16 protein-coding genes are annotated in these 18718 nt (G+C 42.3%); 4 read left to right on the forward strand and 12 right to left on the reverse strand.

What is annotated here, in order from left to right; translation table 11 throughout:
• Genes DACET_RS07060 through DACET_RS07085 form a run of 6 tightly spaced genes read right to left on the reverse strand, consistent with a single transcriptional unit; the run spans window position 1 to window position 5137 of the window.
• Window positions 1–771, reverse strand: a complete 771-nt coding sequence (locus DACET_RS07060) for an MlaE family ABC transporter permease (RefSeq protein WP_013010696.1) — start codon at window positions 769–771, stop codon at window positions 1–3.
• An 11-nt stretch (window positions 772–782) separates the two neighbouring features.
• Window positions 783–1868 carry an alanine racemase gene (gene alr, locus DACET_RS07065; protein ID WP_013010697.1) on the reverse strand — a complete coding sequence of 362 codons (1086 nt, stop codon included), beginning with the start codon at window positions 1866–1868 and terminating at the stop codon, window positions 783–785.
• Window positions 1858–2973 carry a peptide chain release factor 2 gene (gene prfB / locus DACET_RS07070; protein WP_013010698.1) on the reverse strand — a complete coding sequence of 372 codons (1116 nt, stop codon included), beginning with the start codon at window positions 2971–2973 and terminating at the stop codon, window positions 1858–1860. The genes alr and prfB overlap by 11 nt, the downstream gene beginning before the upstream one ends.
• 6 nt (window positions 2974–2979) lie before the next feature.
• Window positions 2980–4296, reverse strand: a complete 1317-nt coding sequence (locus tag DACET_RS07075; protein ID WP_013010699.1) for a TldD/PmbA family protein — start codon at window positions 4294–4296, stop codon at window positions 2980–2982.
• A complete protein-coding gene (locus tag DACET_RS07080) occupies window positions 4293–4742 on the reverse strand; it encodes an N-acetyltransferase (protein WP_013010700.1) in 450 nt (149 codons plus the stop codon). Before DACET_RS07080 ends, DACET_RS07075 begins: the two co-directional genes overlap by 4 nt.
• Complete coding sequence (locus tag DACET_RS07085; RefSeq protein ID WP_013010701.1) at window positions 4739–5137, reverse strand: DUF3568 family protein; 399 nt, start codon at window positions 5135–5137, stop codon at window positions 4739–4741. Before DACET_RS07085 ends, DACET_RS07080 begins: the two co-directional genes overlap by 4 nt.
• Before the next feature lie 223 nt (window positions 5138–5360).
• Between DACET_RS07085 and pyrR the strand changes: the two genes are divergently transcribed.
• Genes pyrR through DACET_RS07100 form a run of 3 tightly spaced genes read left to right on the forward strand, consistent with a single transcriptional unit; the run spans window position 5361 to window position 8112 of the window.
• Window positions 5361–5894 carry a bifunctional pyr operon transcriptional regulator/uracil phosphoribosyltransferase PyrR gene (gene pyrR / locus DACET_RS07090; RefSeq protein WP_013010702.1) on the forward strand — a complete coding sequence of 178 codons (534 nt, stop codon included), beginning with the start codon at window positions 5361–5363 and terminating at the stop codon, window positions 5892–5894.
• Between the two features lie 15 nt (window positions 5895–5909).
• Window positions 5910–6854 carry an aspartate carbamoyltransferase catalytic subunit gene (locus DACET_RS07095; RefSeq protein ID WP_013010703.1) on the forward strand — a complete coding sequence of 315 codons (945 nt, stop codon included), beginning with the start codon at window positions 5910–5912 and terminating at the stop codon, window positions 6852–6854.
• The gene (locus DACET_RS07100; protein WP_013010704.1) at window positions 6838–8112 is read left to right on the forward strand and encodes a dihydroorotase; all 1275 of its coding nucleotides are present in this window, start codon (window positions 6838–6840) and stop codon (window positions 8110–8112) included. The genes DACET_RS07095 and DACET_RS07100 overlap by 17 nt, the downstream gene beginning before the upstream one ends.
• Window positions 8113–8165: 53 nt before the next feature.
• On the opposite strand, the gene DACET_RS07105 is transcribed toward DACET_RS07100, so the two are convergent.
• Entirely contained in the window at window positions 8166–9254 is a 1089-nt protein-coding gene (locus tag DACET_RS07105; RefSeq protein WP_013010705.1) for an ABC transporter substrate-binding protein, read from the reverse strand.
• Window positions 9255–9382: 128 nt separating this feature from the next.
• Here DACET_RS07105 and DACET_RS07110 point away from each other — a divergent pair, with 128 nt between their 5' ends.
• Window positions 9383–9835 carry a C-GCAxxG-C-C family protein gene (locus DACET_RS07110; protein ID WP_013010706.1) on the forward strand — a complete coding sequence of 151 codons (453 nt, stop codon included), beginning with the start codon at window positions 9383–9385 and terminating at the stop codon, window positions 9833–9835.
• Window positions 9836–10263: 428 nt separating this feature from the next.
• Here DACET_RS07110 and cimA read toward each other — a convergent pair whose 3' ends face one another.
• The 5 genes from cimA to DACET_RS07135 form a co-directional block, all read right to left on the reverse strand.
• Window positions 10264–11844: a citramalate synthase gene (gene cimA, locus DACET_RS07115; protein WP_013010707.1), complete on the reverse strand. Its 1581-nt coding sequence runs from the start codon at window positions 11842–11844 to the stop codon at window positions 10264–10266.
• Window positions 11845–11864: 20 nt separating this feature from the next.
• Window positions 11865–13079: an aspartate kinase gene (locus DACET_RS07120; RefSeq protein ID WP_013010708.1), complete on the reverse strand. Its 1215-nt coding sequence runs from the start codon at window positions 13077–13079 to the stop codon at window positions 11865–11867.
• Window positions 13080–13097: 18 nt separating this feature from the next.
• The gene (locus DACET_RS07125; RefSeq protein WP_013010709.1) at window positions 13098–14264 is read right to left on the reverse strand and encodes a cofactor-independent phosphoglycerate mutase; all 1167 of its coding nucleotides are present in this window, start codon (window positions 14262–14264) and stop codon (window positions 13098–13100) included.
• Window positions 14264–15583 carry a homoserine dehydrogenase gene (locus tag DACET_RS07130; RefSeq protein WP_013010710.1) on the reverse strand — a complete coding sequence of 440 codons (1320 nt, stop codon included), beginning with the start codon at window positions 15581–15583 and terminating at the stop codon, window positions 14264–14266. The genes DACET_RS07125 and DACET_RS07130 overlap by 1 nt, the downstream gene beginning before the upstream one ends.
• Before the next feature lie 147 nt (window positions 15584–15730).
• Window positions 15731–18712 carry a Cache 3/Cache 2 fusion domain-containing protein gene (locus DACET_RS07135; protein WP_013010711.1) on the reverse strand — a complete coding sequence of 994 codons (2982 nt, stop codon included), beginning with the start codon at window positions 18710–18712 and terminating at the stop codon, window positions 15731–15733.
• Between the last annotated feature and the right edge of the window lie 6 nt (window positions 18713–18718).

An 18718-nucleotide genomic window follows, 5' to 3' on the forward strand; every position in this document is an offset into this window, starting at 1 on the left:
CTAAAACATAAATGCTGTAAGTATATAGTCAAAAACAAGTATTAGTATACAGGCAAGGACAACAGATTCTGTGGTGGATTTCCCCACTCCTTCTGCTCCGCCGGTTGTCATATAGCCTTTGTAGCAGCCCACAAGAGTTACTATTCCGCCAAACACAAACGCCTTCACCATTCCGCTGAAAAAGTCTGAAAACTCTATATATTGATACATATAATTAAGATAAAGGGTTTTGTTGATCCCGAGAACAGTAATGCTCACCAGAAAACCGCCAACCATACCGCAGAAAACCGCAATGGCATTCAGCATAGGCATAACGATCAGTCCTGCAAGTATTCTCGGTACAAAGAGGTATTGTACGGGGTCCACAGCAAGCGCATTAAGCGCATCAACCTGCTCTGTCACTTTCATAGTCCCGATCTCAGCAGTGATAGCAGAACCGGCTCTGGCTGCAACCATTATGGCTGACAAAACAGGTCCCAGCTCTCTTGCCATGCCAAGAGCAACAACTGTACCGACAATTTGTTCTGCACCGAATTTATGAAAACCTATATAACTCTGAAATGCAAACACCATCCCTGTGAAGCTCCCCGTCAGAATTATTACAGAGAGAGAGTTTGCACCTATGAATTCGATCTGTTTGATCAAGAGCCTGAGCCTGAACGGGGGGACAAAGATGAGCCTGATTGTGTCGAAGAACATCAGTGACATACTGCCGGTGGCGTTGATAAGCCTTACTAAAGGGTTTCCGAAAAATTCAAAAAACTTTGTCACACAGTCACCTTTTAATCTATGTATATTCGGGGTATTCTGTTCTGAATACCTGTAAGTATTTCGTAAGAAATCGTTCCCGCCATCTCCGCAAGCTCGTCAGCGTCGATGCTGTCGCCAAGCACTTCAACTTTCAGGCTGCCGTTAAGGTTAACACCTGTGAGGTCAACCATCATCATATCCATACAAACATTTCCGATAACAGGACATTTAATGCCGTCTACAAAAACATGGCTTTTGTTTGAAAGGCATCTGGGGTATCCGTCTGCATATCCTATAGGGACAACGCCTATCGCCATATTTCTATCAGCGTGAAACTTTCTACTGTAACTGACCGCATCACCCTTTCTCAGATATTGGATCTGAACAATGCGGGAATAGATACGCATCACTTTTTCCAGTTTAACATCATACCCGCCGTCAAGATACCCATATAGCATAATCCCCGGTCTTGTCAGGGAAAATTTATTCTCATATCCGGCAATACCTGACGAGTTGAGTAAACTTGTATGGCATCTTATCTTATTTTTAGCAATAAAATTATGGAATTCTTCTATTTGATTGTAAGTATATTCCCTATCTGTATCGGCGGATGACAAGTGGCTCATTATATGGATAGGGCGCAAAGCGGGATAGGCTGATGAAAACTCATACCAGCTCATGTCAGTTCTGAATCCCAGTCTGTTCATCCCTGTATTGATTTTTACTGTAACATTCGCATGGAGGTTCTTTCTTTGTAAAAATTCATTATATTTCGTAGCGGTATCGTTGTCGTTTATTGTGAAGATAATGTTGTGTTCATATGCTTCTTCATAAAAAGTCTCATCTATATAACCCAGCACAAATATTGAAACGCCTTCACCGAGATGCTCCCGCAGAATTATAGCCTCAAGGATTGTGGCTACGGCAAACTTTGTGCAGTTATGCTTCTGATATGCATATCCACACATCTCAAGCTCTCCGTGGCTATAGGCGTCAGCCTTCACAATAGCGATAATGTCTGTTCCCGAGAGCTCCCTTGCTGTTTCAATGTTTTTGCCGAAAGCACGCAGATCTATCTCCGCATAGGTGGGACGCAGAGCTTTAAGCTTACTGTTCATCAGTATTGATACCTGCTGTATGAAGTAGATACGCCCGGATAAAAGCATCAAGGTTTCCGTCCATAACAGCATCCACATTCCCTGTTTCGTGTCTGGTACGGAGGTCTTTTACCATTTTATAAGGGTGCATAACGTATGAACGTATCTGGTTACCCCACCCTATTTCGGTTTTAGTGCTTTCGAGTTTCTGTTTTTCTTCGTTTTTCTTATCGATTTCCAGCTCATATAATCTTGATTTGAGAATTTTCATGGCATGAGCTTTGTTTTTATGCTGGCTTCGTTCAGACTGACAGGTAACAACCGTACCTGTGGGGACGTGTGTAATGCGCACAGCAGAATCTGTTGTGTTAACGTGCTGTCCGCCCGCACCGCTCGCCCTGTAGGTATCTATGTGAAGATCGGCTTCACTTATATCTATTTCTATATCGTCTTCTATTTCCGGCATAACAAATACCGCAGCAAAAGAAGTGTGTCTTCTGTTCGCTGAGTCATATGGAGAGATACGTACAAGTCTGTGAACGCCTGTTTCACCTTTGAGGTAACCGTATGTAAAAGCACCTTTGATATTTATTGTGGCATTTTTTATACCGGCTTCTTCCCCTTCCATATAGTCGAGGATGTCACATTTATATCCATTTCTTTCGGCATAGTGGGTATACATCCGATAGAGCATTGCAGCCCAGTCGTTTGCTTCTGTACCGCCCGCACCGGAATTAATAGTAATGATTGCATTGTTCCCGTCGTTCTGACCGGAAAGAACAAGCTTCAGCTCGAAATGAGCAATAGTCTTTTCAAGGGTGCGTATAGAGGTCTCAATGTCGGCTTCAACCCCCTGCTCTCCCTCTTTATAAAGTTCGATGAGCACTTCAGTATCTTCCAGAAGCCCTGTCAGCTCATGCCACTCTTCGAGCTTCTTTTTATTTATAGCCTGCTCTTTCATGAGAACTTTTGATTCTTTGCTGTTCCAGAAGTTCGGGTCACTCATGGAGAGGTTATCAACTTCAGATATCGCTTTCTTCAGCTCATCTTCATTCATAGCTGTTCTGAAGCTGTTTATATCTTTTTTCAGTCCGTCCAGTTCATTAATAATGTCTTCAATAATCATATTGATTTAAACTCCGCTGACAGTCATTTTGTCAAATAATGTATCTGATGCAGTAATATTCCCGAAAGTCCGGCTGTTGTCAAACACCTCTATCGTGCCGGAGAGCAGATCTGCGAGATTGCCTGACAATACTGCTTCTTTAAAAGGGTGAACAGATGTGCCGTTTTTATAAAGTATACCAGACACTCCTACCGAAAAGTCCCCACTGATAGGGTCTGCGGTATGCATCCCCATAACTTCAGTTATTTTAAGATAGTCTTCAGCATCCGGTGTTTTCTCTGCTGTGGAGGGGGCAAGCAGAACATTTGTACTGGTTACAGAGATGTTGCCGCCGTTTCCTATAGCTCCTCTGGCATTATTTGTCATATCAAGAGCTTTCGCTGTATAGCTGTTATGCAGGTAATTCTGGAGTATCCCATTTTGAAAAATGCTGACACTGCCGCTAGCCTGCCCTTCATCGTCAAATATTCTGGAGCCAAGCCCAGTTCTCAAAAGTGGATTATCAATCATAGTAAAGTTGTCAGATGCGCATTTACTGCCTAGTTTTCCAGTCAGCATACTTGTGCCTTTGTAAACGCTCTCACCATTAATCAGTTCAAGCAGCAGCTCCATAAAATCAGCCATGACAGAAGCTGAGAAAAGTATATTATACGACCCCGTACTGATACTTTTGGCTCCGAGAAGAGAACATGCATTTTCTGCGGCATATTCCCCCACCAGTTTATGACTCAAAGCGCCGAGTTTTGTGACTGAAATCTGGTCGTATGCATCCCTTTCCTCGCCGCCTTCCTCTGCTATCAGGTATGCAACGGCAGAAAAAAAAGTTTTGCTGCGAGAGACCACAGGTCCTGCGGTGGAAATGATTACTGTTTCTGAAAATGAAGCATCGACAGCAGACTGCTTAACGGCTTTAACACGTTTATCGGCAGCCGTTGCGGCAGATGTAATTTCTTTAGCAATGTCTGTGAGATCGCTGAGGGTGACAGTGTCAAAAGCGGGATCACAAACATCCAGATCACCTTCTGTAGCTGAATAATCAGGAATGAACCTAAACTCATCGGCAGGCAAGCTGTTTATTGCAACTTTGTAACTATCCAGAAAATCTGCAACAGTCCCCGCATCTGCACCTGTAAAACCGCATGAAACCACACGTCCGTCTTTAACAGCTCTCGCTATTAACTTAGTATCCACGGCATAGTCAACTGTTTCTGTTTCATATCCGTTAAGTTGCACGCTCTTCGACCGTCCACTCTGAATATGTATGGAAATATCGTCATAGGACGAATTGAATCTGTTAATTATATTTTCAATTTCATTTATCATAGTGTTTTCATCATAGCGATCTCATCGCAGTCGGGAAATTTGGCACACTTGAGGCAGTCCGACCATATTTTTTTAGGGAGCATCTCTTTTTCAACCTCAGTAAAGCCAAGCTTTCTGAAAAACTCCGGTACATAAGTCAGAAGGAAAACTTTTGTTATACCAAGTATAGCAGCAGTTTCGATAGAGCGCTCCACAAGAGCCTTCCCTACCCCTTTTTTCACAGTGTCCGGACGCACAGCAACAGAGCGTATCTCTGCCAGATTGTCCCATGTAGGGTGAATGGCACAGCATCCTATCAGCTCACCATTCTCTTCCCATACAACAAACTCAAGTATCTTCTCGTATATCTCATTAATACTCAGAGGGAGCATTTCGCCCCCTTTTGCATATGTGTTTACAAGGTTCTGGATATCTTTAGCATCCGTCATTAAAGCCTTTCTTATCATTTCATAACTTCTCTGACAAAAGCTCTGTATATTCTTACTGCGGTATCTTTGTCAGGAATAAGTTCCATATGTTTTTTAGCCCTGATGCTGACTTCTGTGGAAGTTTCGTTAAGGGGGGATATTGCAACGAAAAGTAAAGAGTCACCGAGTCTGGCCTCTATCTTGCCGTCTGTTATGCTGGAAAGTGTTATCTTTCCGTCTTCTCCGGCTATGATCCCCACCATAGTTTCAAAAGCGTGTTCTTTGGAAATACTGAAAACATCTTTTATGTGGTCGCTTGTTGTGGAATATACTGCACCGCCGGCAGCACCGCCGACAACAAGAGGAGCAAGAGCACAGGCACTTAATGCAAAAGTCAGCACAGACAACATAACAGCGAGTTTAATCTTTCTCATAATGACCTCTTTTTAATAAATCTTAGTATTCATAGTGATTTTATAAAATCCTCAGTTTTTTATCAACAAATTTCGTTGACAAATATCTTGCTCAAGGGCTATTATTTTTCGGGTGGATGATGAAATTTAAAATAAACATTACGCATACATTTTGAAAACACAGCCTTTTGGCCGCAGGAAGCGGTTAAAAGGCTTTTTTTTTGTATATATAACGGAGGATAATATGCCGTCCAAAGAGATTATGAACTCTGACGAAATGTCCAGAACACTTAACAGAATAGTTTATCAGATCCTGGAAAACATGAAAGACACGGGTGAAGTGTGCCTTGTCGGCATACGACGGGGGGGAGCACACCTTGCAGACAGACTGAATGAAATTTTTAAATCAGAAGGGAAACCAGACATAAGGGTTGGTTATCTGGACATAACGCTCTACAGAGATGATCTTACATCAATAGCGGACTATCCTGTTCTGCAGGGGACAGAGATAAACTTCGATGTGATAGGTAAGCACATAATACTTGTGGATGACGTTATCTTTACTGGACGCACAACAAGGGCTGCTATAGATGCGCTTATTGACCTCGGCAGACCACAGAAAATATCCCTTGCGGTATTCATAGACAGAGGTCATAGGGAGCTGCCTGTCCAGCCTGATTTTGTTGGTAAATATGTGCCGACATCCAGAGATGAAATAATTGAAGTAGCACTTAAGGAACAAGCCGGAAGTGACTACGTCAGAATAATAAACAAATAATACGGGAGAGACCGAATGTCTTACAATAGAAAAGATCTTTTGGGAATGTCCGACCTGAGCGCGGAGGAGATAACTTATCTTCTGGACACTGCCCAGACATTTTGCGAGATTAACGAACGGGATGTAAAAAAAGTTCCGACACTTAAAGGAAGGACTGTGATCAATGTTTTTTTTGAGCCGTCTACAAGAACCAGAACATCCTTTGAGATTGCAGGAAAGAGACTTTCAGCCGACACCATTAACTTTACAGCCTCCTCAAGCAGTACAACAAAAGGGGAAACCCTCATCGATACTGTAAAAAATATGGAGGCGATGCATTCTGATGTTTTCGTTGTGCGCCACAGCTACTCCGGTGCAGTAAAACTCATAGCTGAAAATACTGACACAGCAGTTGTTAACGCCGGAGATGGTCTGAATGAGCACCCTACACAGGCATTGCTTGACCTGCTGACAATCAGGCAGCGTAAAGGAAAGATAAAGGGACTTGAAATAGCCATCATAGGCGACATTACGCATTCAAGGGTGGCAAGATCGGATATATGGGCGATGAATAAGCTTGGCGCAAATGTCCGCGTTTACGGCCCCCTCACCATGCTTCCTAAATACATAGCACCGTTCAACTGCCGTAAATGTACCAGCATGGAAGAAGCACTGGAAGGAGCTGACGTTATAATTATGCTCCGCATCCAGCATGAAAGACAGGGTAAGCTTCTCCTGCCGTCCACAAGGGAATATGCCAAATTCTTCGGGCTGACTAACGAGAAGCTGGAGATAGCCGACAAAGACGCAATCGTTATGCACCCCGGCCCTATCAACAGAGGGGTTGAACTTATGACTAATGTTGCAGACTGTAACAGGGCTGTTGTCCTTGATCAGGTTTCTAACGGTGTTGCCGTTCGCATGGCAGCTCTCTATCTACTCGGAAACAGAAAAGGGGGAAAAATTGAAAACGCTTCTTAAAAATTGTAAAATAGTTAATCACGATAAAACTATAGAGGGCAATATCCTCATAGACGGTGAAATCATCGCCTCTCTAGAAGCTTCGGACAGTGAGAAAGCTGATAAAGTCATTGACTGTAAGGGACACTACACTATCCCGGGCATTATAGATATGCACGTTCACCTCCGCGATCCCGGCTTTGAATATAAAGAAGATATCGCTTCCGGCTCACATGCGGCAGTTGCAGGCGGTGTTACCGGTATATGCCCTATGGCAAACACCAGCCCCATTAACGATAACAATGCAATTACGAAATTCATGATAGATAAAGGTAAGGAATGCGGGATATGTGACATTTTCCCCATTGGAGCCATGACAAAAAGGATGGCAGGAGAAGAGCTTACAGAGATGGGAGACATGACGGAAGCAGGCGCTATCGGCTTTTCTGATGATGGACTCCCTGTTGCCAGTGCAGAAGTTTTCCGTCGAGCAGCGGAGTATGCATCACAATTCGGCTCGTTTGTAATCAGTCACGCAGAAGATAAGTCTCTTACCGGTGCGGGCGTTATCAACGACGGAGAGATAGCAACCATAACAGGACTCCGCAGCATTCCCGCAGAGTCAGAAGAAGTTATGGTCGCAAGGGATATCCTCATGGCAAAGCTCACAGGGGCACACGTACACATATGTCACATAAGCTCGAAAGGCACACTGGAGCTCATTCGGTGGGCAAAAGCTCAGGGGATAAATGTTACTTGCGAGGTTACACCTCATCACTTTACCCTCACAGAGAGAGAGCTTCTTTCTTATGACACAAACTACAAGATGAACCCTCCGCTGAGAAGTGATGCAGATGTCGAAGCCATGCTGGACGGACTGAAAAAAGGTGACATCGATTGTATCGTAACAGACCACGCACCTCACCATATTGATGAGAAAAAAGTTGAGTTTGACCTTGCCATGTTCGGCATTATAGGGCTCCAGACCCTTCTCCCTCTTTCACTTAAGCTGGTGGAAAGAAATATAATGTCTATGAATGACCTTGTCCGTGTGATGTCCTATAACCCTGCAAAACTTATCCGAAAAACTGACAGAGGCGAAATAGCGGAAGGCAAGCGGGCAGATATAGTCATCATTGATGAAAACAAAGAATATGTTTTCGATGAGAAAATGAATAAGTCAAAATCGATGAACACCCCTTTTCTTGGAAAAACACTAAAAGGTGCAGCACTTTACACAATTAAAAATGGAAATGTAGTATTTGAATTTCCTGTTTAGAATAATAAAAGGCGGGTTTATGTGAGCCCGCCTTTTTTTGTAGATATCAAAGATTAGTTTTTAATGCTGAAGCTGTCTTCATGAAAAATAATTTTCTTGTATACAGGATAGCTTTCAGTAAGTGTTCTGTAAGAGTCATTTTGCAGAAAAACATTATATATCTCGTTTGCTATATTATAGATATTCACATCCGCAAACTTTTCAGGATACATAACCTTTCCCATAAAATATGCTGTGACAAATATATTCTCGACGTTTGAATTGTACCAGTTATATGGAGGGACAACGTATATCCTTTCTTTTTTCACAGCGTCAAAAAGTTTCAAAAGAGTGCTGATGTACTTATAATCATCCTTAAGAACCTCTAACCCTGTCACATCATAAAAAATATAATCTGGCTGCTGTTTAAGGATAGACTCCATTTGCAGCATAGTATGTGTTCCCTTTGATCTTTCTGAAAGTATACCGGCAACATTACTTCCACCTACCAGACAACAGGCAGGGTGTTTTGTGTCTGAACTGTTAAAGCCTCGGGCTATGTGATAAGCCACTGAAGCCATATAAACTTTTTTGTCAGATACGCCTTCGGTACGCTGCAACAGATCTTTCCGGAGAATAGCCATATAGTTCACTATTTCCTGCGCTCTCTGTTGTGTTTGTGTTAAGTAACCTACTAGCCGTAAACAGTTTTTTACTGTTCGGATATCGGTGTGTCCCGTACTGCCATAGGTTATACTTACTACAGGGATATTGGTCTTATTCTGAATTTCATCCATTTGCTTTATTGAAAAAGATGAGGCAAAAATAACGTCTGGAGCAAGTGCAACAATTTGCTCTATATCCGGCATATTGTCACTGCCGCCAGATGATATCACAGGCAGATCTTTGTATGAGTCCGGCAAAGAAAGCATATACGGTTTGAAAGACATTTGTTCCATACCGTCCATCAGTTCTCTGCCAACTATCATGTCCTGTGCGCCGGCATAAACAACCATGCGTAATGCTCCTGGACCAATTGCAACCAGCTTCGTAACCTTTTCAGGAGTTTGCACACTCCTTCCTGCCATGTCTTCTACGGTTACCTCATTGGCAAACGTAATTGAAGATGTAATAAATAATAAAATAAATAAAAATTTCTTCATCGTATCCTCGATGTATTTACATAGCAAATAATATCTAAAATGTTCATTCCCCGCAATATAATTATGTTGACACATATTTCTCATTGATTATCTTAGCAATGTTATAAAATTCGTTTACAGGTGAAATTATGTCTGACTCTATTGCTGTTCTGGTTTCTCTCGAAGCCGTAAAGCTTTTCAAAAGCGGTTATCATTGCTCGGAATCTGTTATGCTGGCTTTCGAAAAATATACCGACAAAACTTTTTCAGAAGATACTAAAAGAGGAATGTCTGCTTTTGTAGAAGGGGTCGGAGGCTCGGGATGCATCTGCGGTGCTCTTAACAGTGGTATTTTTATACTCAGCACTATGGGGGGGAGACTGACAAACGAAGAGTCAACAAAACGGCTTGAGAGGGTTGTTAAAACTCTCCATGATGATTTCAGAAAAGAATTTAAAAGCGCCTGCTGTCGTGTAATAACTAAAAACAGCTCAAAAGTTTTTGGCATAGGCAAATATAACTCCTGTAACAAGACAGTTGACTTTGTCGCTATGCGTATAGTTGAATTGGCGCAGGAAGAAGGCTGGATTAAACCGGACTAAATAGATTCCCTCGGGGAAACCTGTAGAGCATATGCAAAATACGTCACTGCGAGGTCCGCAGGGCTGTGGCAGTCTTTGGACTCATTAGTTAATCCTGAGATTGCTTCGTTATTACTTTCCTCTTAATGACTTATAAGCTCTAAAGCTGTGATTAGCTCATTCAGCAACGCATAAATGCGTGGTGTTCTGTCTTCGACCGCATAAAAAAATCCCGGCTACATGCTTTAAGGGGGGAGGAGGGATAAAGCATAGAAATAGCCGGGCAAAAGTTCTTTTGTATTCTTATATAATTTTAATATCTATCTTTGAGTGAAATATTCAACAAAATAATTAAGATCAACCAATCACACTATTAATTATAGTAGTTACTTAGGACATGTCAACAACAAAAAAAGCCGCTCTGAAAAATCTGAGCGGCATAGAGATTGTTATTCTTTTTCTTTATCTTTCAATAATTTATATTCAATAGAGTCCATCAAAGCCTGATATGAGGCATCTACAATATTAGTGGCTACCCCGACCGTACCCCATGTGCCGTCAGTATCTTTCGATTCTACCAGAACTCTTGTAACAGCCTCTGTCCCAGTGCCCGTAGTTAGTATACGTACTTTATAGTCTACAAGCTCCATATCTTTCAGGTTGGGATAAAAGTTGAGGAGTGCTTTTCTGATGGCGTTATCAATGGCGTTTACAGGACCGTTACCGGCCGCTGCTGTGTGTTCCTGTTCACCATCAACTTTAATCATCACTGTAGCTTCAGCAAGCGGCGATCCCATATTGGTGTTCATTTCATCAATAACACGATAGCTGATTGAATCGAAAAACGGTGTAAAGGTTCCCATTGTTTTGCGCATAAGCAGCTCAAAAGAAGCCTCGGCTCCTTCGAACTGAAAACCCTTATTTTCAAGCTCTTTGAGTCTTTCAACAACAGCATTGATTTTAGGATCGCTGCTGTCAACATCCAGACCGAAATCTTTTGCTTTATAGATAAGATTAGACTTACCGGAAAGGTCAGAAAGCAGGACACGCTGTCTGTTCCCCACAAGCTCCGGCTCAATGTGCTCATACGTGCTGGAATTTTTCATAATAGCACTGACGTGCACCCCGCCCTTATGGGCAAATGCAGAACGCCCTACGTAGGGCTGGTGTATATTATGTTTCAGGTTCCCAAGTTCGTTGATATACCTTGAGACAGTTCTGAGGTTTTTAAGTTTATCCACCGGAACACATTCATAGCCGTATTTAAGCTGAAGATTAGGGATGACAGACATTATGTTTGCATTCCCACACCTTTCACCATATCCGTTCACAGTCCCCTGCACATGTACAATGCCATGTTTTACAGCAATTACAGAGTTTGCAACAGCACAGTCGCTGTCGTTATGGCAGTGTATACCAAGGGGATAGTCCCCCGTTACTTTCCTAACTTCATCTATGATGCTGCCTATCTCAGCAGGCATTGTCCCGCCGTTGGTGTCGCAGAGTATAATGCAGTCAGCTTTTGCATCCATAGCCGCTTTGAGGGTTCTGAGTGCATATTCCTTATTGGCTTTATAACCGTCAAAGAAGTGCTCTGCATCGTAAAATGCTCTGTCAACTTTTGTCTTGAGGTAAGAGAGCGAATCATTGATAAGTTCGAGGTTTTGGTCCAGCTCTATTTTCAGAGCTTCTGTAACGTGCAGATCCCATGTCTTCCCGAAGATAGTAAGGTTGGGAACTTCCACCTCAAGCAGAGCCTGAATATTTTCGTCATTATCACATGTTCTTTTTGCACGCCTTGTGCTTCCGAAAGCTGCGATATGATCATCAGGAACAGATGACCCTTTTACCGCCTTAAAGAAACCGATATCTCTTGGGTTTGACCCAGGCCATCCGCCTTCTATATATCTGACACCGAAATCATAAAGAGCTTCGGCTATCTTGACTTTATCTGCGATGGTAAAATTTACGTCTTCCGACTGAGTTCCGTCTCTCAGTGTGGTGTCGTATATCTCCACTCTTTTTGACATAATATTCTCCGAAAAGTTGTTTATTCCTCGACAAAAGCCTCATGAAGAGTTCTCACTGCGAGTTCGGAGTATTTCTCCTCTACTACACAGGAAACTTTTATCTCGCTGGTTGTTATCATCATCAGGTTCACGCCCATTTCAGCGAGGAGAGTGAACATTTTTGCTGCAACGCCGGAATGGCTTCTCATGCCAACCCCCACAATACTGACTTTGGCGATGTCACCATCTGCCAAAACCTCCTTGGCGCCGATCTCTTTAGCAACTTGACTGCAAACATCCTTAGCTCTGATAAGGTCTGTTTTCTGCACAGTAAATGAGAGGTCAGTATTTCCCTCTTTGCTTACGTTCTGTACTATCACGTCCACATTTATATTTTCTGCTGCAATTTTATTAAAAATAGTTGATGCGATACCTGGGCTGTCAGGTACTTCTGTAAGAGTTATTTTAGCCTGATTTTTATCAGAAACCACACCAGTTACTACAACCTGCTCCATCTCTTCGTCCTCCTTTGTGACAAGTGTACCGGGCTTCTCCTCCAGAGAGGAAAGTACAAGAATATCTACATCATGGTTCATGCCTAGTTCAACACACCTTGACTGGAGCACTTTAGCTCCGAGTGATGCAAGCTCAAGCATTTCGTTATAGGATATTTTATCGAGTTTTTTTGCGTTTTTAACAATTCTGGGGTCTGCTGTGTAAATACCGTCAACGTCAGTGTAAATCTCACAGACAGTAGCTTTCAATGCAGCGGCAATAGCGACTGCTGTGGTATCGGAGCCGCCTCTTCCCAGCGTGTTTATATCATCGGTTTTCGGGTCAACCCCTTGAAAACCTGCACAAATACATATTTTGCCTTTTTCAAGTTCTTTGAATATTCTGTCAGCTTTTATGTCCAGAATACGGCTTTTGCTGTAGGAACCATCTGTGATCATACCGAACTGATATCCCGTCAGAGAAACGGCAGGGTAGCCCATTGAAATAAGCGTCTGAGCCACCAGCGGAGAGCTGGCTGTTTCTCCGGTATGAACAAGCTGATCATACTCACGAGGAGAAAAATCCTCGTCGATTTCCTTAAGAAGATTGATAAGTCTGTCGGTTTCACCGGCCATTGCAGAAACAGTAACTACAACGTCATGCCCTTCATCCTTCTTTTTTGCGATAATGTTCGCAACATTTCTGATACGTTCAAGAGAACCTACGCTGGTTCCTCCGAACTTCATTACAACAATGCCCACAGGTCCCTCCTTGTGTGGCTAACCGTTTATCACGGTGCTTTTAAGAAAAAAATCCGCTATTTTATAACCCTCTTCAATGAAGAAGGTAGGCTTCATAAATTCGTCATAGGTCTGATTCTCATCAGGGTTCACACCTGTGCCGAAAATAATAGCAGGAACAGGCTCTGCAACATGAGTGCGGAGCTTAACAGGTGTCGGGTGGTCAGGGGAAACAAGTATCCTGAAATCGCCGTACTGCTTCATCCCCTCAAGGATGATAGGACACATCCGGCTGTCAATATTTTCCACCGCTTTCACTTTTTCCTCTATGCTTCCCATGTGCCCCGCTTCATCAGCAGCCTCTACATGAAGAAAAACATAGTCAGCATCTTTAAAGGCATTAACAGCGTACTCTGCCTTGCCTTCGAAATTCGTATCTATAAATCCGGTCGCACCCGGAACAGTAAGCACATTCATTCCTCCGAACCTGCCGATACCCCGTATAAGGTCTACGGCGGCAACAACAGCGCCGTCCATACCGTAGAGGTCTTTAAAAAGAGGCATGGCTGGTCTTGTCCCCTCTCCCCAGAACCATATGCCGTTAGCCCTGCCGTATTTCCCGTCAGAGAAGATAGCTTTTGCCCTCTCCATAACATCTATAAGCTTTTCGGAACCTTTCCCTTTCGGGAGATATCCGCTGGCGTCCTGCCCCATTATGTCGTGGGGAGGTGTGGTTTCCAGGTTAAAGTCAACATCCCTCAAGACCATCAGATTGCGGAAGCCAAGCCCTTTATAAAACTCAACACCTTCTGTATTAAAGATGGCGTTCAGTTCATCTATAGCCTTTCCGGCAGTTTCATTATCTATATGGTGGGCCGAGTTGTCCTCCATGATCTCCCCGTCAAGCGTGACGAGGTTGCACCTGAAAGACATATCTTTTGTCCCAAGCTCAATCCCTGCACTGCCTGCCTCAAGGGGGCTTCTGCCGGAATAAAATTGTGTAGGGTCATACCCCATCATGGTAAGGTTGCATATGTCGCTTCCGGGGTAATATCCGTCCGGAGTGGACTTCACAAAACCACCGACACCATTTGCTGCCATATAATCGAGGTTGGGTGTCTTGGCATACTGCATGACAGTTTTACCGCCAAGCTCCTCAAGCTGATGGTCGCTCATTCCATCGGTGAGCAGTACCAGATATTTCATCAGACCAGCTCCTTAACTCTTATGGCTACTGTTTTATCACGCATTACATCAGATTTATCAATTTCTTCTATTGCATCATAAATCTTACGTGCCAATGCTTTATGTGTCATAAAGACCATATTTACAGCTTCACCAGGGGCACGTTCATCCGTCTGAATCGCCTCAGAAATGCTGATATTATATTTAGCCAGAACTCCTGCTATCATAGCAAGTGTTCCCGGCTCATCCACAACGCTGAAACGCAGATAGAATGCAGACTTTATGTCCTTTATATCCTTTATAGGGTAGTAATATGTATAATCTTTTTTAAACCCGAGGATTGGTGTTCTCTTAGTGCATCCGGCAGCGATATCTCTTGCGATGGAGATTACGTCACCAGCCACAGCAGAACCTGTCGGCTTACCGCCAGCTCCTCTTCCGTAGTGCATCGTTTTATCTGACATGTCGCCAATAATCTCAACAGCATTAAAAACACCGTCAACCTGAGCCATAAGCTCAACATCAGGAACCATTGTAGGATGAACCCTGACTTCAAGATCGTTTTCATGTTTTTTGGCTATTGCGAGTAGCTTTATTTTGCAGTCGAGTTTTTTAGCAAACTCAATGTCTATCTGCTTGATGCTTGTAATCCCCTCAACATAAATCTTCTCAAAAGGTATAAGGGTGTTAAAAGCCATAGAGGCAAGTATTGCGATCTTGTGCGCAGAGTCGATCCCTTCTATATCAAAAGTGGGGTCTGCTTCTGCGTAGCCGAGTTCCTGTGCTACTTTCAGCACTTCTTCAAACTCTTTCCCCTCTTTTTCCATTTTAGACAGAATGTAATTCGCAGTTCCGTTAATGATGCCGAATATCTCATTGATATTATTCCCTGCAAGGTCTTCTTTGATCACTCGCAGAACAGGTATGCCCCCGCCCACGGCTCCTTCGAAACATACAGAAACATTGTTTAGTTCTGCTGCCTGATATATCTCTGTGCCGTACATTGCAAAAAGAGCTTTATTAGCGGAAACTACATGCTTTTTCTTGTTAAGAGCGCTGATTATAAAGTCCTTTGCGAAAGTATATCCGCCTATCAGCTCCACAACGATATCAATATCCTGATCATTAAGTATGTCTTCAGCATTGTTTGTGACTACCTCACACAGAGAGAGGAGTTCATCAGGGTTTGCCGTGTCTATTGCCAGGTCAGCCACCGTCTTCAGGCGTATGTCTATACCAGTGTTTTCAAATATAAGGTTTTTGTTTTTAAGAAGTACCTCAGCGGTTCCTTTGCCTACTGTACCGTATCCTATGAGCCCAACATTTACTATCTCAGCCATTAAATCCTCCGTTTCTGGATACAGCTTGATTGTCAAAAAAAAATTACGTTTGAAGATATTAGTTGATTTAACGTATCAAGTCAAGGTACGGACAGCCTTTTGAATAAATTTTCTTATAAAAAGAAAGTAAGGTTAACTAAAGACTTATTAAGCATTTATTTTATCTTTCACCTGTTCGAAAAGTGCTCTTATGCGTTGAGTGTCGAAGCTTTCAATATCGCCGGATTTTGCTTTAGTACAATATTCTTCCAGTAACGGAATCACTGTAGAAATATGCAGATTCATTGCTGCCCCTTTCAGGTAGTGTAAAATACAATAAATATTCTTTGCATCCCCTTCACTCACTGCATCCTCCAGCATTTTCATGTCATTATCAAGGTTCTGAAAAAGCTGGCTTATTATCATATCGTAATCTTTCTCACTGATCCCGACATTTCTGATGCTGGTCTGCTTGTCATATGCCTGTCCGGCATGGGTGACATTTTTATAAAAGTTTCCTGCCGGACGTGTTTTAAGAACTTTGAGATACTTTTTAAGAACTCTGTGCAGCTCATCTTTATTAACGGGTTTTGAAAGATAGTCATCCATACCAACCTGTAGGTATGAATCTCTGTCGGATTTAACTGCGTTGGCAGTGAGAGCAACAACAGGCACCATATCCTCTCCTGCAAGTGCTCTCGCTTTTTTTATCTCACGAAATGCGGAGACACCATCCATTACAGGCATGTTGATATCCATCAGAACAAGATCGGGCGTTTGCTCTGAGCAATATTCAAGAGCTTCTTTTCCGTCAGCAGCAAACACGACATTAACCCCCATCCCTTCCAGCAAAATTTTCATCAGGAGCTGGTTCGTATGGTTATCTTCAGCAACCAGCACAGTTCCGGAATAGATGCTCTCTATACCTGCATTATCTGAATACATCCCACCTATACCGCAAAGCTGCATAATAATATTATAAATTTTAGACGGATATACCGGATGGCTAATAATCGCACTCACCATAGAGGAGGCTTCAGCGTCAAGGCTATTTTCTTCCCCGACAAAGACAACAGGAATATCATTTTTCTGTTCCAAATTTAATAATATATATTCTCTCAGTTTCAAGGGGTCAAAACAAAAAAGAATATCTATTTCTTTACTGCCGTAATCATTATAATAAACTACATCTCCGATACTGCGGAGATAGTTTGCAACCATCTTTTCTGTGTTAGATTCAGAATCACCTGATCCGTATATACAGAAAGCTGTATTTTTCTTTCTATTGTCCAAAGGCTTAATATGCTTCTCATCTTTTTCAAAACTGACGGTGAAATCAAACGTGCTCCCCACACCTTCAGAACTGTATACTCTAATTTCTGATTCCATAATATGGAGTATTTTATTACATATCGTAAGCCCCAGACCTGTTCCGCCATATTTTCTGTTTATGCCTGCATCTGCCTGATGAAAAGGTTCAAAGATATGTGCAACAGCAGCCTCAGAGATACCAATCCCTGTATCATGAACCTCAAACCTGACATCAACAGTATCGTCTGCTTTGTCTGCCATAAACACTGACAAACGAATTTCGCCCCCTTTTTCTGTGAATTTAACTGCATTTCCCAGAAGATTCATAAGAACCTGCTGAATGCGTTCTGAATCCCCGATAAGTTTTGCCGGAATATTCGTGTCACAGTAGAAAAGAAAATTTATATCTTTCTCGCTCGCTCTAACAGATATCATCTTTATGACATAATCAAGCATAAGGTTCAGGTCAAATTCTTCTTTGAAAAGTTCCACTTTGCCGCTTTCAATCTTGGAGATGTCCAGAATGTCATTGATAATACTCAAAAGTGATCTTGCACTCTGTGAGATGGTTAAAGCATATTCTTTGTCGTTAGCATTAATATCTGATGCACACAGCAGGTCAGAAAATCCCATTATCGAATTAAGAGGTGTTCTGATCTCATGGCTCATATTCGCCAGGAAAGCGGACTTGGCGATATTCGCCTCTTCAGCATCAACAGCCAGCTTCTGGAGCTGTTCTGACTGATCCAGCAGTTTTCTATTGGTGTTAAATATAGTTACCCCGACTCCGCTGCCTACGACAAGAATGACCACAATAACAAAGATACTGTAAGTTATCTCATACTGAGTAAAACCAGTATAAAACTCGTCTTCATATGCTCCTGCCCCAACAATCCACCCCAGAGACTCAATAGTCATGAAGCGTGTGACCTTGTCATGAAGAAGCCTGCTGCCCTGCTTAGGATACTTATATTCCACCCAGCCGTCCTTCTGGGCACGCATAATATCAAAAATAACTTTACCGTCCGGAGTTGCTACATGGCTCATATTTTTCCCTGCATCAAAGGGGTGGATAAGAATATTGCCTTTGTCATCCTGTAGGAATGGGTAACCTGAAAGCCCTATTCTGACAGACATAAAAGTCTTTTCTAAGATATTTGTGAGATCATCTTCTTCTAGCCCCATGTAAAGAACACCGATTATCTGATTCTCTGACGTTATAGGCTCATAAATTGCCCAATACCATTTGCCGACAACATAGGCTCTACCGATGTACCTCTCACCTTTCATAACTTTATTGTAAACCGGTGAGCTAGCAGGAATAAATGTTCCAACAGCATATTTTTTATCGGGAGTTAACAGATTTGTCGATATGCGCAGCAGCCCCTGATCAACTACTTGAAATACTGTTGAAGTAAGTCCTTCTGTATTTGTTGATTTTACGAAATGATCCATTAATGCAGAATTATCCATTACCGGTTTATCGTTATAAAGCATTAGCGGTATTTTGATATTATGTTTAAGGCTGGTTGTCTGGTCTTCAACTTCCATAACAACTTCACTGCTTTTGTCCAGAGAGAAGTTACCGTTTTCATATATTGAATTACGGAAAAAACGGAAATGTAAAGAAACATTATCTATTGCTTGTATGTAGAATTGCTCGACGCTCTGCTTTAAAAGTAAAACATTATTTTCAAGCAGAAACTTCGAGTTTTCAATAAAGAACCCTCGTATCTTTATTGACGTATGCAGACTGAGAACAAATGCCGCAGATGTTATAAACACCACGAATGCGATAAGGTAACGTAAACGTTTCCTGTGTATAATATTATTAATCATTTTGGA

This window comes from Denitrovibrio acetiphilus DSM 12809, assembly GCF_000025725.1.
GTDB classification, from domain to species: domain Bacteria; phylum Chrysiogenota; class Deferribacteres; order Deferribacterales; family Geovibrionaceae; genus Denitrovibrio; species Denitrovibrio acetiphilus.